This window comes from uncultured Thalassolituus sp. (genome assembly GCF_950066645.1).
In the GTDB taxonomy this organism is placed as follows: Bacteria; Pseudomonadota; Gammaproteobacteria; order Pseudomonadales; family Oceanobacteraceae; genus Thalassolituus.
Map to the genome: position 1 here is coordinate 356535 of NZ_CATMFB010000001.1, position 16871 is coordinate 373405.

General features: G+C 51.2%; 7 protein-coding genes. 5 read left to right on the forward strand and 2 right to left on the reverse strand.

Annotation, left to right across the window (positions count from 1 at the left end):
* Positions 1-34: 34 nt before the first annotated feature.
* Positions 35-523 (reverse strand): type VI secretion system tube protein Hcp, encoded by a 489-nt coding sequence (locus Q1L85_RS01615; RefSeq protein WP_300424444.1) that lies wholly within the window; start codon positions 521-523, stop codon positions 35-37.
* Positions 524-897: 374 nt separating this feature from the next.
* Positions 898-1602 (reverse strand): transposase, encoded by a 705-nt coding sequence (locus tag Q1L85_RS01620; protein WP_300424446.1) that lies wholly within the window; start codon positions 1600-1602, stop codon positions 898-900.
* A gap of 234 nt (positions 1603-1836) precedes the next feature.
* Here Q1L85_RS01620 and Q1L85_RS01625 point away from each other — a divergent pair, with 234 nt between their 5' ends.
* From Q1L85_RS01625 to ureA, 5 genes are all read left to right on the forward strand, one after another.
* Positions 1837-2706 carry a Stp1/IreP family PP2C-type Ser/Thr phosphatase gene (locus Q1L85_RS01625; protein WP_300424447.1) on the forward strand — a complete coding sequence of 290 codons (870 nt, stop codon included), beginning with the start codon at positions 1837-1839 and terminating at the stop codon, positions 2704-2706.
* Positions 2707-3115: 409 nt separating this feature from the next.
* Complete coding sequence (locus tag Q1L85_RS01630; protein WP_300424448.1) at positions 3116-5158, forward strand: ShlB/FhaC/HecB family hemolysin secretion/activation protein; 2043 nt, start codon at positions 3116-3118, stop codon at positions 5156-5158.
* Between the two features lie 147 nt (positions 5159-5305).
* Complete coding sequence (locus tag Q1L85_RS01635; RefSeq protein ID WP_300432089.1) at positions 5306-15556, forward strand: filamentous hemagglutinin N-terminal domain-containing protein; 10251 nt, start codon at positions 5306-5308, stop codon at positions 15554-15556.
* Between the two features lie 142 nt (positions 15557-15698).
* Positions 15699-16556: an urease accessory protein UreD gene (locus Q1L85_RS01640; RefSeq protein WP_300428366.1), complete on the forward strand. Its 858-nt coding sequence runs from the start codon at positions 15699-15701 to the stop codon at positions 16554-16556.
* 11 nt (positions 16557-16567) lie between these two features.
* On the forward strand, positions 16568-16870 hold the full coding sequence (gene ureA / locus Q1L85_RS01645; protein ID WP_300428365.1) for an urease subunit gamma: 303 nt from the start codon (positions 16568-16570) through the stop codon (positions 16868-16870).
* Position 16871 lies beyond the last annotated feature (1 nt).

Below are 16871 nucleotides of genomic sequence, written 5' to 3' on the forward strand. Positions count from 1 at the left end.
CACCCTTCGCGAGTATAAGGGATTATGGCCCTTATTACAGCGGTTTTGCAGTGGTCAGGTCGTAACCCACTTTCATGTTCTTGGTGTTCTTGTTGGTCTTGTCTGCGTGAGTCAGATCTGCTTCGATTTTAGCGAAGCTCAGAGAGATAGACTCAGCAGGTGCACCGCCAGCGCTTGCGCTGATGCTGTAAGAAGAGATGATTACTTCTTCCAGAGTGTAAACAGCGTATTTCTCAACTTTTTCTGCGCCAGTCTGTACAACGTGGATTTCAACTTTAACACCCGCGTCGCCAGTAACGGAGGACTTGAACAGACCACCAGAAGCAGCATCCAGAGGCTTAGTCACAGTGACTTCGCTGATGCTTGGACGAGATGCTTCACGGTTAGCCATTGCACCAGCCTGCATGGTGATAGAACGACCTACGCCGAAGCTCATGCTGTCTACTTCGATCCAGTTTTCATAACCAGCAGCAGTCACGTTACCTTGTGGGTTGTTGCTGTTGAAATTCATGTAAATAGCCATTTAACAATTCCTCTATGTTATCGATGATTTTCCCTGTAGCCATGGCTGTGCACGCCGTTCCTGTGGCGTAATAACCACGGCCATATGGCAGGTGCGATGAAGTAAAACAGAATTCTTCGGGCCGTAAAACCCTGAATTTCAAAGTTTAATTCGACTCTGGCACGAATTTAATTGATTCCATCTGGGGAGGGTGAATGGGAGTCACAGCATGATATTTGCTCAGCGCCCGCTATAGCTGTTCCCGGGGAGCGAACCCCTGCCACCGCAGTGAAGATTTTCACTCTGACACGATTTAATGAAAGAAATTTTGTAAAGAAATGGGGCTGCGGGAATCGTTAGGTAATAACGCGCCAGGTCAGCAGGCACGCCACTCCTCAGGCTGATGCTTTTGACTTTTTCTTCTTAGGGCGTCCGCGCTTAAGTGGGCGGACTCTGTGGTTGGCGATCTTTTCGATCTTTTCTGTGAACTGGTCCCCACCGAGTACCTGCCCCAGTTTGATGGTCTCAGCAATGTAGCTCAGCAGGCCGCGATCAAATTCATACCGGAACAGGGTGCTGTATTCATTTGCTCTGTCTTCACGGGTGTCGCCCAGCGCCAGATACAGTCGATGATCAGCAATGAGGTCGCTCTTCCGTCGCCCGGTGTGATAGTTGAAGCTTGACCATTTATAGAGCTCTGGGCTTTCCACGAGTCCTTCGTGCATAGGTTTCAGCTCAACGTAGCGATAACAGGTCAGCAGGTAGGCTTCAGAATCAATCACGCTGGATTTGTAGCGGCCAGCCCAGAGGGTGCCGGAGCGTTGATAGCGGTGATTAACATACTGCACGTAGCGTCGGCCGAGCGACTGCATCATTGATGAGATGCCATTGGGGATATTCGGGGTGGCGACCATCTGTACCGCATTCGGCATGAGGACATAGGCATGAATGTTTACGTCGTACTGCTCGGCGGCTTTCTTCAGGCAGGATAGGTAGAAGTCGTAATCTTCATCGTCAAAGAAGCAGTTCAGATTATTGTGACCAACCTGAATGATATGCTGTGGGATGTTGGCGATGTTTATTCGCGGCAGTCGTGCCATGACGTTTCTGATTCCTTCCCTGTTCTGATTCACTACGCCCAGAAGCGCTGCCACGCCTGAGAGGCCAATTATGATGAAGGCATGTGCCAAAATCAACCGCGCTCATCCCGGCAAAATATCTGTCCCTGTCCGGTTTTATTTGTTTTAATCGGGCGGCAATCCAAGCAGAGCCGCTGTTATCCGCAGTCCGCCCGGAGGGAGAGTGCTCTGAAAATCTGATTTATGGAATATGGAATGAGCAGAAGTGTCACTCTAGCGGTGAATGGCCGTACGGACATCGGTCAGGTCAGGGAAGAGAATGAAGATTCTATTACCTGGTATAACCACCCGGAACATCCATTTGCTTATGTCGTCGTCGCTGATGGCATGGGTGGTTATAGTGGTGGAGCGCTTGCCAGCAGGATTGCAGTACAGACTCTCAGCCTCCAGTTCAGCCAGTTGTTGACGCCAACCTTTCTGGCCTGCTCGCCTGATCAGCAGAAGCTGATGATTCAGGCTGCCGTCCGTAACGGCATTCATAAGGCCAACCACTCCATAATTGAAGCCAAAGCTGAGAACCCTAACTTTGCTCACATGGGCACCACAGTGGTTCTGGTAGTGCAATGGGGGGATCAGCTCACGGTCGCACATGTTGGCGATTCCCGCGCTTATTTGTGGAGTCTCCGCGGTCTTGTTCAGCTCACCCGCGATCATAGCGTGGTTCAGGAGATGATTGATTCGGGGGCCATGAGCGAAGAGGAAGCCCGCACGAGTAATGTCCGGAATCATATTACCCGGGCGCTTGGGGTTCATGATGATGTAGAACCTGAGCTGATGACCTACCGGATTGCCGAGAGCGCGCTGCTCATGCTTTGCAGCGATGGGCTTACTGAGTATTTCGATAATCCGGATATCCAGCATGTACTTGCAACGCATCGCCCGGCACTTGAATGCTGCTATCGCTTCATTGATGAGGCTAATCACAAAGGCGGACGCGACAATATCAGTGTTGGCATTATGGAGGTCAGCTTTACGGCGCGTCCTTCATATGAAACTCCTCTGTCCGTACCTGCTGGTACCGGCGAAGACACTACGGTCCGGCGTAATCAGCCAGGGCGCACCTGATCCCTCAGGGCATTGCAGGTGCCTTAGCTGTCACTGAGTGACTTACCTGTCTTCTGACACATTGAGTGCTTCCTCAATAATTTAGTAAACTCCTGTTCATTGAATGAGTGTCAGCCCGTAGCAGATGTTCCTTGTGTTGTCAGGCCGGTATTCATTGTGAGGTCATGTTGTTATAATGCCGCCGCCCTGTTTATGGTCCTGCCAGGCCATGCGTGCGAGTGTTGGCGCGACAGCGGGGGTGAGTGCTTACTTGCACTTGTAATGAATGGATTGTTTATCTCAAAAGGGCAAGGATGTCTTCCGAAATCACTCCAGAGTATTTTTCACACCGCGACGGCCTGTATGGCCCGGCGCCGCTTATTGCTGCGCGTCTGATTTGTGTCGTGGTTGATAAGGGACAAGGAACAAGATGCTGAAGGTAAAAGGGCTTCACCGATCCTTTATTGTTGGCGCATTGATTGCGCTGACCAGCGCGCCGCTTCAGGCCGCTGAAAACATTAATGTGCCCGATCAGGATCTGATGACCCTGCGGGACGTGTTCGGGATTGATGCCCCTGATGCCCAGGGGGATGCCTCCGACAGACTGCGCCGGCGTACCGAAGCTCCGGATGTGATGCCGCGCCCTGATGGAGAGATACCTGAAGTTAACGAGCGGGATAGCGGCCCTCGGATCATTGTGAACAAGTTTACGTTTGAGCGGCTCGAAGAGTTTCCGAAGTTCGGTATCACGCGCGAGGGCGTGGAAGCAGAAGCCGAGCGCCTGCGTGTGATTTACATGAAAGAAGACCGTCGCCGGGAGGATGGATACACGCCGGAAGAGGTCAATGAAATCACGTCTTACCTCAAAGATATCGGTAGCCAGTCGGCAGTTGATGATCTGACTCATGAAGACATGCAGGCACTGATTGAGCTGGTGCGCGAACAGAACCGTAATCGTGGACTGAGCTTTGCCGACCTCGAGGAAGTCGCCAACGTACTTACTCAGTACTATCGCCAGAGGGGGCTGTTCCTTGCGCGGGTTCTTCTGCCTGCCCAGGAGGTGACCGATGGGGTTGTTACCTTCACGGTCATGGAAGGACGCCTTGGCCAGGTCGAGCCACTGAACAACAAGTGGTACAAGGACTCGACTCTGAAGTCGCCTCTCAAATCTGTAATGGGCGATATCGTCACTAGCAGGGAAATTGAAGAGGCGCTCTATATTCTGAATGACCTGCCGGGTATGACCCTCAGTGGTGCGTTCTCTGCGGGTGATAATCCAGGGGAAACCCGCCTGAAGCTGGTTGTCCGCGAGGAAGATAACATGGCCTTCCTGGTGCGTATGGACAACCACGGTGCGGATTTCACGGGTAAGGCCCGCCTGTTCGTCAACATGCAGATGTTCAATCCTATTGGTTTTGGTGACAGCCTGAGCCTGGGGCTGCTGCGTTCTGAGGATCTGGGTGAAAATAACTCGGACAAAGGCATGGAGGACACCGTTGGCTCGCGTGATGCCCACAGTAACCTGGGCCAGTTCAGATACACCTTCCCGGTGTTTGGGCTGCGTAACCGGATCGGAATTGCAGCGGACCGCAATAGTTTCGATCTGGTCGACGAAAAGGGCAGTATCGTAAACGCGCTTGAAATCAGTGGTGTGAACACGACCTATGCTCTGACCTTTGATCACACGATCACCCGCACCCGGGACTTTAATATGGCGGCTGGCCTGGCGCTGACGGATAAAACGTCCCGGGTCGACAGCTTTATTGATTTTCTCTCGACAGAAGATCGCGTTCGGGGAAGTGAGCTGAACTTCTATATTGATGGCCTGACTCAGTCGGGTATCAGAATGTTGAATACCGCAAGCCTGGCCGTTCAATATGGTGAGTTTTTAACGGATGTTGTGGCTGGCGCCGATGAGACCTTTTACAAAGGTGTGCTGCAGACAAATTCTCTCTTCTTTGTGCCACTTCCTTTCACAGACAACTTCAGCCGGTTGCTGACCAGTGTCCGTCTTCAGTATTCCGAGCAGATTCTTCCGTCATTCGAGCAGTTCAGTCTTGGTGGTGCTAATGGCGTGCGCAGTTTTCTTGTCGGAGACTTCTCTGCAGACAAAGCTCTGTATATCAATAACGAGTGGTATTTCAACTTACCGAACTGGTCTATCGGATCAGGTCGCACCATCAATGACGTGTTTCAGATGGGCCTTCTTTTTGACTTCGGATATGGCATCCAGAATGGAGGCTTTATTAATGACAGTGGTTCGGTTGCTGACAGTGAATGGGCCCGCCTGAGTGCGGCGGGTCTGGTATTTAAGACGAACTGGGGTAAAACCTTTGCGGGCAAAGTGTCGGTTGCCACACCGATTGATGGCGTATCCAGCCTTGATCCGGATGATGAAAATGACAGCGTGAAACCCATTCAGAATAATGCCGATGCGATTGAGATATTCGCCGACATTAATTTTTATTTCTGACATTCAGTGTGCGGGATAACCGGGTGATACATACCGGCAGGCACAAGGATAACGGCAGGTAATACCTGCAGCGTAATGAGAGTAGTGACAATGACCAAGCTCAGCCATACCACTCGTGGTACTCAAAAGAACGCAAACGGAGTAAATTTGTTAACTCAGGCAGTTCAGACGATGAATGCCGTAATGGCAGGTGTACGCGACGGCCTGAAAGGTGGCTTGTATGTCACCCTGATCGCCGGTCAGGTGGTTGCTCCTGTGGTGTGGGCTTTGCCTGATCAGTCAGGATATGAGGCAGGTAATGCCCCAGTGTCTGAGATTGAGATCAGTGGGAACGACATGATCATCGCTCAGGATAATTCCAGAATACTGTTGAACTGGGATTCATTTAACATCGCTGCAGGTGAGTCTGTCTCATTTATTCAAGACCTCAATCAGTTGGCTATCAACCAGGTCAATGGTGGTTCGCTTTCAGAAATCTTTGGCACTTTGAATGCCGATGCCAACATTATGCTCATTAATCCCGCAGGTGTTGCTATTTATAATGGGGCTATTGTCAATGTAGGCAGCCTTATTGTGTCAGGTATGACACTTGATGAAACGGCTTTAGAGCCGGGTGCAATCAACTCTGATGCTACTGGCCCTTTCGATTTCTCATTTGATGAGGCCAGTGGAGGACTAGTCACGGTTCAGGACGGAGTTAGTCTTACGGCTGGTAATCTGATTCTTCTTGGTAAGCAGGTTACGGTAGATTCTGACATAGATGTTGGAAGTGGATTGTTCGGAGCAGGGGCTGCGGGCTCGGCGGTAGTCACTTTCGATGACGACGGCCTTGTTGGCTTCTCGTTAAATAGTGACCTCACCTCGGTGCTCTCAAGTGATGCACAGGTTGCAATTAATGGAGCTGTGAATGCGGGGCGCGTTATTCTTACAACTCAGCAAGCAGCCGCTGCAGTCAATAACTCAATCAATATTACGGATACGATTACCGCCGAAAACATCAGTATTTCGGGCGATCGTATTCTCCTTGGCGGTAGCGTTGCGTCAGTTGAGGATGCTGCAACAGCGTCCGTGAGTCAGAATCTGGAAATCAGCGCAGAAGAAAGCCTGACCATTTCTGGTGCATCTACAAGTATTACTGCAGCCAATCATTCGGTAACCGCAGAAGCGTTGGATGTCAGTGCTGCCTCAAGCACATTTAACCAGTTAGATACTACCAGTACTGGTGCTGTCACTGCTGGTGGATTAACAGTGGGTGGGCTCTCTTCTGTCAGCGCATCATCCGCTGCTTTAACGACCAATGCGAATGCCACACTGGTCGGTGGTAGCAATAACGAAATCAGCACTAACGCAATAAATTTTACTGGTGTTGCTTCGGCTGATCTGTCGAGCCAATCACTGGCAGGTAGCTCTGGTATCGATAATTTCAACCTAAATGGTGGTGCGTTAACAGCGAACAATATCGCTATCACGAACGCGGCCTCGGCAATTAATGCTAGTGGTGAGAATGATACGCTCACCACAGACGCAGCGAGTGTCAGCCTGACAGGTTCAAACGAATCCGTTACTGTCGGCGCATATACCTTCAGCGATATAGAAGATGTCGCGCTCAGCTCCGGGGCGATTAACGGCTCAGTGACAGACGACATTTTTACAGTGACGGGAAGTAATGCGGTGACCGTGGATGGAATGGCCTTTACTGGTGTTTCGTCTGTTGATGGAGGGGCGTCAAAGTACGGAGATAGTGTATTTACAACAGGTACTACCTCTCTGGTTAGTTCGCAGATGAATGCTTTAAGTACTTTCGGAATCAACTTTACTGGTATTGAAAACGCAGATTTAAACGGTCAGTCACTGGCAGGCAGCACAGGTACCGATACCTTTACTCTGACGAATGCCGGCCTGACAGCGAATAATATTGTTATTACTGACTCTGCTGCATCGGTGGATACCAATGGCGGTAACGATGTGTTTGCAGGCGCCACTGGCGCCTGGGAACTGACCGGTGCTAATGGTGAACTTAAAGGCACTAACGCATCTGAATTTACCTTCACTGATGTCGCGGGTGCGAATCTCTCCGGCCAGTCACTGGCGGGTAGCACAGGTACTGATACTTTCACGCTGACGAATGCCGGTCTGACTGCTAACAGTATTGTAATTACTGACTCTGCTGCATCCGTTGATACCAATGGCGGTAACGATGTCTTTGCAGGCGCCACAGGTGCCTGGGAGCTGACCGGTACTAATGGTGAACTCAAGGGTACCAACGCGTCTGAATTTACCTTTACGGAAGTCACGAACGCAGATCTCTCTGGCCAGTCACTGGCAGGTAGTAGCGGCACCGATACCTTTACGCTGACGAATGCCGGTCTGACTGCGAACAGTATTGTAATTACTGACTCTGCTGCATCCGTTGATACCAATGGCGGTAACGATGTGTTTGCAGGCGCCACTGGCGCCTGGGAACTGACCGGTGCTAATGGTGAACTTAAAGGCACTAACGCATCTGAATTTACCTTCACTGATGTCGCGGGTGCGAATCTCTCCGGCCAGTCACTGGCGGGTAGCACAGGTACTGATACTTTCACGCTGACGAATGCCGGTCTGACTGCTAACAGTATTGTAATTACTGACTCTGCTGCATCCGTTGATACCAATGGCGGTAACGATGTCTTTGCAGGCGCCACAGGTGCCTGGGAGCTGACCGGTACTAATGGTGAACTCAAGGGTACCAACGCGTCTGAATTTACCTTTACGGAAGTCACGAACGCAGATCTCTCTGGCCAGTCACTGGCGGGTAGCGCTGGTGTCGATAATTTCACTTTGAATGGTAGCGCGTTAACAGCGAACAATATCGCTATCACTAACGCGGCCTCGGCAATTAATGCTGGTGGTGAGAGCGATACGCTTACCACTGACGCAGCGAGTGTCAGCCTGACGGGCGAAAACGAATCTGTAACGGCTGGCGCATATACCTTCAGTGATATCGAAGACGTTGCCCTCAGTTCAGGTGCGATTAATGCCAACGCTAGCGATGATACTTTTACCGTCACAGCCAATAATGCCCTGAGGACCGCAGGCATTGATTTTACCGGTGTTGCCTCAGTCGCAGCAGGCAGTGGCAGTGAAACTAACGGTGATACTGTTGATACCACTGATACAGTGTCGCTGGTTGATTCTGTGATGAATGCCTTAATAACATTCGGAATTAATTTCACCGGTGTTGAAAATGCAGATTTAAACGGTCAGTCGCTGGCGGGTAGCACTGGTGTCGATAATTTCACTTTGAATGGTAGCGCGTTAACAGCGAACAATATCGCTATCACTAGCGCGGCCTCGGCAATTAATGCTGGTGGTGAGAACGATACTCTCGCCACAGACGCAGCGAGTGTCAGCCTGACGGGCGAAAACGAATCTGTGACGGCTGGCGCATATACCTTCAGTGATATCGAAGAGGTCTCGCTCAGCTCAGGTGCGATTAATGCCAACGCTGGCGATGATACTTTTACGGTTACAGCCAATAATGCCCTGAGGACCGCAGGCATTGATTTTACCGGTGTCGCCTCAGTCGCAGCAGGCAGTGGCAGTGAAACTAGCGGTGATACTGTTGATACCACTGATGCAGTGTCACTGGTTGATTCTGTGATGAATGCCTTAACAACATTCGGAATTAATTTCACCGGTGTTGAAAATGCAGATTTAAACGGTCAGTCACTGGAGGGTAGCGCTGGTGTAGATACTTTCACTTTGAATGGTAGCGCGTTAACAGCGAATAGTATCGCTGTCACCAACGCGGCCTCGGCAATCGATGCTGGTGGTGGTAGTGACTCTATCAGCACAGATTTGTCTGCAGTCGCTTTAACCGGTGGAGATGGAGAGCTGATTGTTGGCGCTTATACCATGTCGGATATTGAGTCCGCTGACGTCAATGGAGCTGTTCTGTCGGGCAGTGATAACGCTGATAGTTTTATTGTTAATGGCCTGAACCTTACTGCAAATGGGGTTGTTATCAATGGTGCAGCATCTGCAATCGATGCTGGCTCTTCTGGCACAGGTAGCGACACAGTTTCATCCCAGGAAAGCTCAGTTAAGGTCTCAGGGCAAAGTGGCAAAATCACTACAGCAAATTATGAGTTTTCGGATATCGAAGCTTTTGATGGTTCGAATCTGACATTAACTGGTACCGATGGGAACGACATCTTTAATATTCAGGATGGCGAGGTAACTCTCGATGGCAGTAGCACTGTATTTACCGGTGTATCTGAAATCGACGCTTTGGATGGTGATGACACGCTGAATACACACGGTGTGGCCGCTACTCTTCTTGAGAGTGCGGGCATTGGGATTCTGAATGCAATTGAAGCTCTTGGAATTTCGTTCCTGCAACTGGAAGTTGTGAATCTCGGTGGTGGAGAACTATCTGGCAGCGCAGGCGCTGATACCTTTGCGGTAAATGGCGCGACACTCACTGCAAATGGTGTTTCTGTTACTGGCGCTGGCAATCAGATTGATGCCGGAGGTGGTAATGACGCCGTTGACCTGTCAGATTCCGTGGCGACACTCACAGGAACCGACGGGCAGTTTGGCACTTCAGCCTATACGTTCAGCGCCGTTGAAACTGTTGCCATGACCGATGGATCCCTGACGGGGACGTCAGGCAATGACGAATTTAATTTGACGGGCGATAACGCAGTAACCGCAACCAACATCGGTTTTACCGGCGTTATTTCAATCAGCGGCGGTGCAGGAGATCAGGACAGTGTGACCACACAGAATGCTGCTCTGGTTGGCGATGGTAGCAGCGGCACTGGTAAAGCCAATGCTCTGAGTACACAGGGTATTTCGGTCACAGGTATCGAGGTGGCTGATTTACAGGGTGGGGTATTATCCGGTAGCGATCAGGCCGACACTTTTGCTCTTGAGAGCGGAGAGCTCAGTGCGAATGGAATAACTTTCAGCAACGCCGCCAGTACCATTGATATGGGGTCGGGCTCAGACAGTTTAAGCAGCGACGAAACTCAGGTAACTCTGAGCTCCGGGCTCAAAGAGCTTAACGCTGGAGGTTACACATTCCAGGATCTGGACAGTGCCAACCTGAACAGTAACGAGTTGGTAGGGACAGCGGGTGATGATGAGTTCACCTTAGGTAACAGTAATGGTCTTCTTACCAGTAATGGCATCAGCTTCAGTGGTGTTGCCGGTGTCGATGCAGGCGAGGGAACCAATGACCAGGTAACGACCAACAATGGTGATGCCTCGCTTGTGGCAAGCGGAGGAACAGCGACAGATAATTCCCTGCTGTCACGTGGCATTACGTTCTCCGGTATTGACACTGCCAATCTGGGAAGCGGAACGCTTTCTGGTAGCTCTGAAGCCGATGCTTTTGTTGTCAACGGAACCACTCTGACTGCGAACCAGATTCAGGTGACGTCATCGAGCACGTCTGTTATCGATGGCGCAGGTGGCGACGATACGCTGTCGGTTGATGGCGGAAATGCAACTCTGACGGGCACGTCACAGCAGATTATTGCGGGCGGTAAAACATTTGGCTCTGTTGCTTCTGCGAGTCTGAACAGCAATATCCTCTCCGGTAGCAGCGCTGCAGATAATTTCGACCTTACAGGTACAACCCTGACCGCGAATGATATTGAGATCTCTGGTGCGGATTCTTCTATCGACATGGGCGATGGTCAGGATACGCTCACGACGGATGTAGCAAATGTCGACCTCACCGGGGCAGACAAGGAGCTGTCAGCAGGCGGTTATATCTTTGAATCGATTGAGGCTGCTGAACTGGCCTCAGCCAACATCACTGCTAATGATTCTGACGATACCTTCGACGTTACTGGTGCCAATAGTCTGTCTACAGCAGGAATGAATTTCAGTGGTGTTGCAACGGTTGCAGCAGGCTCAGGCAGCGAAGTTAATGGAGATACCGTCGAGACGACTGACGGTGTCTCATTGATTGACTCTCTGGCGAATGCGCTGTCGACCTTCGGGATCACTTTCAGCGGAATCGAAAATGCAGACCTGAATGGCAATGCGCTTTCTGGTAGTACGGGCGCAGACAGTTTCACTCTGACCGGTGCTGCATTGTCTGCCAATGGTATTTCGATCAGCGATGCAGCGCTGACTATCGACGCCAGCGGAGGCCAGGACATCCTGACGACCGACAGCAGCAGCGTCTCTCTTACAGGCACGGATGGGGAGCTTGCTGCGGGCACTTATACCTTCGCTGATATTGAGTCTGCCGGACTGAGTTCTGCAGCAGTCAATGGCAGTGCTGCGGACGATACCTTTACCGTGACAGGCACAAATACCATGACGGCGTCGGGAATCGACTTCACAGGAGTTGCCTCTGTAGACGCGGGTTCTGGCGGTGAGATCAGTGGCGATACAGTCGTTACCTCTTCTGATGTGTCGTTGGTGGATTCTGTGATGAATGCACTGGCCACATTCGGCATCAGCTTTACCGGAATTGAGAATGCAGACCTGAATGGCAGCTCGCTCAGTGGCAGTGCCGGGGTGGATGTATTTACTCTGAATGGATCTGCGCTGACAGCAAACCAGATTGCGATATCTGATGCGGCTTCGGGCATTAACGCAAGCGGTGGCGATGATTCGCTTTCCAGCGATGTAGCAAATGTCAGCCTCACTGGTACAGACGAGTCAGTCACTGCTGGAATTTATACCTTCAATGACATCGAAGAAGTCGCCCTCAGCTCGGGTGCGATCAGTGCTAATGCAGGGGACGATATCTTTACTGTGACGGCAGCGAACGCTCTGACTACCGCCGGAATTGACTTTACCGGGGTTACCTCTGTGGGCGCAGGCAGTGAAACGGACGGAGATACCGTCGATACCTCAGGCGATGTTTCACTGGTCGATTCTGTGGCAAACGCTCTGACAACGTTTGGAATCAGTTTCACTGACGTAGAAAATGCTGACCTGAATGGCAACTCGCTCAATGGCAGTGCTGGAATCGACGCATTTACTCTGAATGGCAGTGCGCTGACGGCAAACGATATTGCGATTGCAAATGCGGCGACAACCATTAATGCCGGGGATGGTCGTGACACACTGAGCACCAATGAAACTCAGGTCAGCCTGACGGGGAACGATGAAGAGTTAGTCGCAGGCTCTTATACATTTGCAGATCTTGAAACAATCGAGCTAACGGCTGGTACCGTTGTTGGTAATGCTTCAGATGATAATTTTGAAGTGTTGGGTACAAATTACATGACCGTAGCCCGAATGGAGTTCACCGGTGTCAACCAGGTTGTTGGCGGCACAGGTTCCGAAACTGACGGAGATTACGTAAGTACCGAATTTGATACCAGCCTGGTCGCTGACACTGATTTTGCGATATCTACCGGGGGCATCCTTTTTACAGAAGTTGAGAGTGCTGAGCTGGAGGGCGCGACACTATCAGGTAGTGCTGGAGACGACGCCTTTGAAGTCAATGGCTTTGAATTAATCGCAAATAAAGTAAACATCGCTGATGTGAACACCCAGATTGATGCCGGTTTGGGCAATGACTCTGTAAGTGCAACCGGTGAAGAGATATCACTGGACGGCACTGACGGTTCGATGAGTACTGCTCAATTCCAGTTTACCAGTGTCGAATCATCGGATCTTACCGGTAGTGTTCTTAATGGTTCAGATGCCAGCGATAGTTTTGTGATCAAAGGTGAGTCAAGCCTGGATATGAACGGTATTGCCTTCACTGGTGTTACTGAAGTGAACGCTGGCGGCGGAAATGACCAGTTAGATACCGACGGTAATAACGCCAGTCTGCTCTCTGATGTGGGAACCGCCGTAGAAAATGCCCTCATTGCCCTGGGCATTATTTTCCGGGACATCGAAGAAGTTGACCTAGGTGGTGCTACGTTGACTGGCAGTGATGCGGCAGACAGCTTTGAAGCAACAGGCACCAGCCTGACAGCGAACGGTATGGCGTTCACTGATGTTGCTGCAGACATTAATGCGGGTAATGGTGCAGACACCCTGGTCACGTCCGACAGCACAGTGACGCTCGCAGGTGTATCAGAGGGTATCAATACCAGCAGTTTTAATTTCACTGAGATTGAAAGCGCAGCGCTCTCTGGCGGAACCCTGAACGGCAGTACCGCAGCAGATGTGTTTACCATCACGGGTGATAACGCGATCAGTGCCTCCGGAATGACGATTACGGGCGTTGCTAACATTGTTGGTGGCAGTGGTAACGACCAGGTCGTGACAACGAGTGATGGTGCCGCGCTGATCTCCGATAGCGGGGTCGCTATATCCAATGCTCTCGCGGCAAATGATATGCGCTTTGACGGCATTGAAAATGTGAATCTTAATGCCGGCAATCTGCAGGGCTCTGATGCGGCTGAAAGTTATGCCATTAATGGCGTGTCTCAGTCGTTTGCAGTGAACTCCATGACCTTTACCAACGCTGACTCAGTCGATGGCGGAGCAGGCAGCGACATCATTACGACGCCGTCATCCACCACGGCGACGCTTGATGGTTCAGGGGTGCTTATCTCGGGTGTGAAGTTTGACGATATTGAAACAGTATCACTTTCCAGTGGCTCTCTTGTGGGGACCGGAGACGCTGATACTTTCTCTCTGTCTTCGGCAGTGAACCAGGTGACTTCAGGATCAATCCTGTTTACCGGTGTTTCTTCTGTTAATGGTGCCGGTGGTGCGGACTCTGTCGCCATGAGCTCCGCGGGTAGCGCAACTTTGGGGTCCAGCGGCTCTGGCTTTACGGCGTCACTTATTAACTTCTCATCGGTTGAAACGCTTAATCTGGCCGGTGGCGTTCTGACAGGTGCGGCAGCGAACAACGAAGAGTTTGCGCTGAGTACCTCAGCCAACAGCCTGACAGTTAACGGACTGACAGTGAATAATGTCGCAACGGTTAACGCGGACTCCTCTGACACCATCAGCGGAAGTACCGGGCAGGATAGCTTCGTTGTTAAGTCAGATAATACTGTGGCGGTTAACGGCATTACCTTTGATGGGCCGTTGAATCTTAAAGGTGGTTCGGGGGCAGATACCTTGACCAGCGAAATAGATACCGCTCGTTGGGTTATCAACGGTGTCGGCGATAGCCTGAATAAAGTTGGTGACTTCGTATTCAGTCAGTTTGAGTCTCTGGTGAATGCCGTCGGTGACCTGGATCTGGCGACTTCGTTGCAACTGATATTCAGCGGTGAATCTGCGTCTTTTGGTGGCGGCGCAATGACGCTGGGCTTCAATGGCGACAATGATGTCAGTGTCTTCTCAACCTTCGGATCGGGGGCTCAGGCGCAGGCGTTTGGCGATAACACCAGTGCCGCTATTCGAGGCAGTGTGACGGCTGATGAGCTGGTTATTCTGTCCTTTGGTGATATCGAGTTGATGACCAACGTAAATCTGTTGTCTGTCACCTCTGTTGATGGTCAGTCAATTAATGCAAGCATCGTTCAGGACGGTGATCTGGTTATCCGGGAAATCAGCATTGAAAACGGCGTACTGATACTCGACAGCCTGGTCTCAGGGACGGGGACAATCACTGCAGAAACCGTTAACACCGTTGACGTTTCTGCTTTGTCTGCCCATATCGGTTCGGGTAAATCCGGCGTGTCGGGTGCCGGTCAGTGGGCCAGCATCGGTTCTGATGGTGAGCAGCTGACGTTCGAGGTTCAGATTCAGCTGGATCTGACGGCGATCTCATTCGTAACGCCTTTCTTCCCGACAATATCGCCGGTGACGGTAAACAAAGAAGGTAACGAGACTGACTCATTGATCAGCTCACAGAATTCTGCAGTGATTATTATTGGCGGGATCAGTGATGTAACTCAGCTGAATCCAGCCGTCTTCGAAGCCCTCTCACCTTTTATTGCGGATGCTAACGCCGTCAGTGGCAGCAGCAGTCATACCGGTACCGATGTGCCATCGACACTGGATACTGAACAGTTAGCAGTTCTGTTGGCAGCCTACGAGCCAACAGCAGCAGGAGCGGCTGAAGATTATTCAGTGGATGGTACTTCTGAGGAAGAAGGCGAAGAAGAGAAAGCGGAGCAGGAGTTCGTTGATGACGGACAGGGGGATATTTCAGTCTCGCTTTCCCCTGATAATGAGGTAGTTGGTCTGGTACGCAACTATCGTTTCCGTAATGGTGATTCTCTCTGGAGTCTGGCTCAGCGCTTCCTTGGAACAGGCTTTGCCTGGAACAAACTGTTGGAGCAGAATCCAGCAATTGACAATCCTTCGGCAATTGCCGATGGTACAGTCATTAAGGTCATTACCACGGTTGATGAAGAAAAGGCCGCACAGATACAGGCCCTGATTGACTCAGGTGTTGGTGTCAAAGACGGTGCTAACATCATTCTGCCGGAACAGTACCGGGATCAATTGGAATTACGTTAATTCCTGAATTTTGATCTGAGAAACGCGCCTGAGGGCGCGTTTTTTATTGGCCGGGTGTCACCTACGTCGTTCGACGTAGATGACAATCTTTGGCTTGTATTTTGCTGGTTCACAGCCAGTAAACCTATGTGGAGCAAACGGTTTGAACGCGCTGGAAGCGGTGCCACTTACCCGAACCGGGTGGCAGGCAAATATGAACATCGGGCTCGAGAAGCGTGGCGAACGGACGGTTCTGGCCGACCTTACGCACAGCGGCCCTCTGCGTGTTCAACGCCCCTTCTACCCTGAGGGCGATACCTGTCATATCTATCTTCTGCATCCGCCTGGCGGCGTGGTGGGTGGTGATGGCATTCACCTGAATGTCGAAAGCCGTCAACAGGGCCACGGCCTGATTACCACTCCTGGTGCAACTAAGTTCTATTTGAGTGCAGGGTCAACCGCTGAAGTGAATCAAGTGCTTCATATTGGTGCGAGCTCTGCACTGGAATGGTTCCCGCAGGAGAATATCTTCTTCACGGGTTCTAAGGTTCGTATGGACACCCTGGTTGATCTCGATGACGATGCCATCTTTATGGGCTGGGAGATCAGCTGCTTTGGTCGCCCCGTGAATAATGAGCGCTTTCTGCGTGGCCGGGTCGACGCGAAGTTTGCGGTGCGTCGCAATGGTGTACCGTTGCTGACGGATTTTCTGCGTGTGCACGATGCCAGCCATTTGAGTGCCGCCGCCGGTATGCGCGATTACCCCATGCAGGGGCTGTTTATTGCCACTGGTGCTAGCGAACACCTGTTAGAACAGAGCCGCGAAATTCTTGAGCAGGCGATGAATAAATTGCCTGAGAAAATACCGGCGGGCATCACCTTACTGGATGACCTGTTGGTGCTGCGTGTTCTCGGGCATTCTACTGAAAAAATACAATCACTCATGATTCCTGTGTGGCAGATGCTGCGCCGGGAAATTCTGAATAAAGATGCGGTCATTCCCCGTATCTGGAACACCTGACGGAATAAGTTATGGAACTCACACCAAGAGAGAAAGACAAGCTGCTGATTTTTACCGCTGCATTGCTGGCCGAGCGCCGTAAAGAACGCGGTTTAAAACTGAACTATCCGGAAGCTGTGGCCTTTATTACTGCCGCCATTATGGAAGGTGCGCGTGATGGTCGTACTGTCTCTGACCTGATGGGTTATGGCCGTACCTTGCTGACCCGTGATGATGTGATGGATGGCGTGGCCGATATGATTCACGAAGTGCAGGTTGAAGCGACGTTCCCGGACGGCACCAAGCTTGTCACCGTACACACCCCAGTGATCTGAT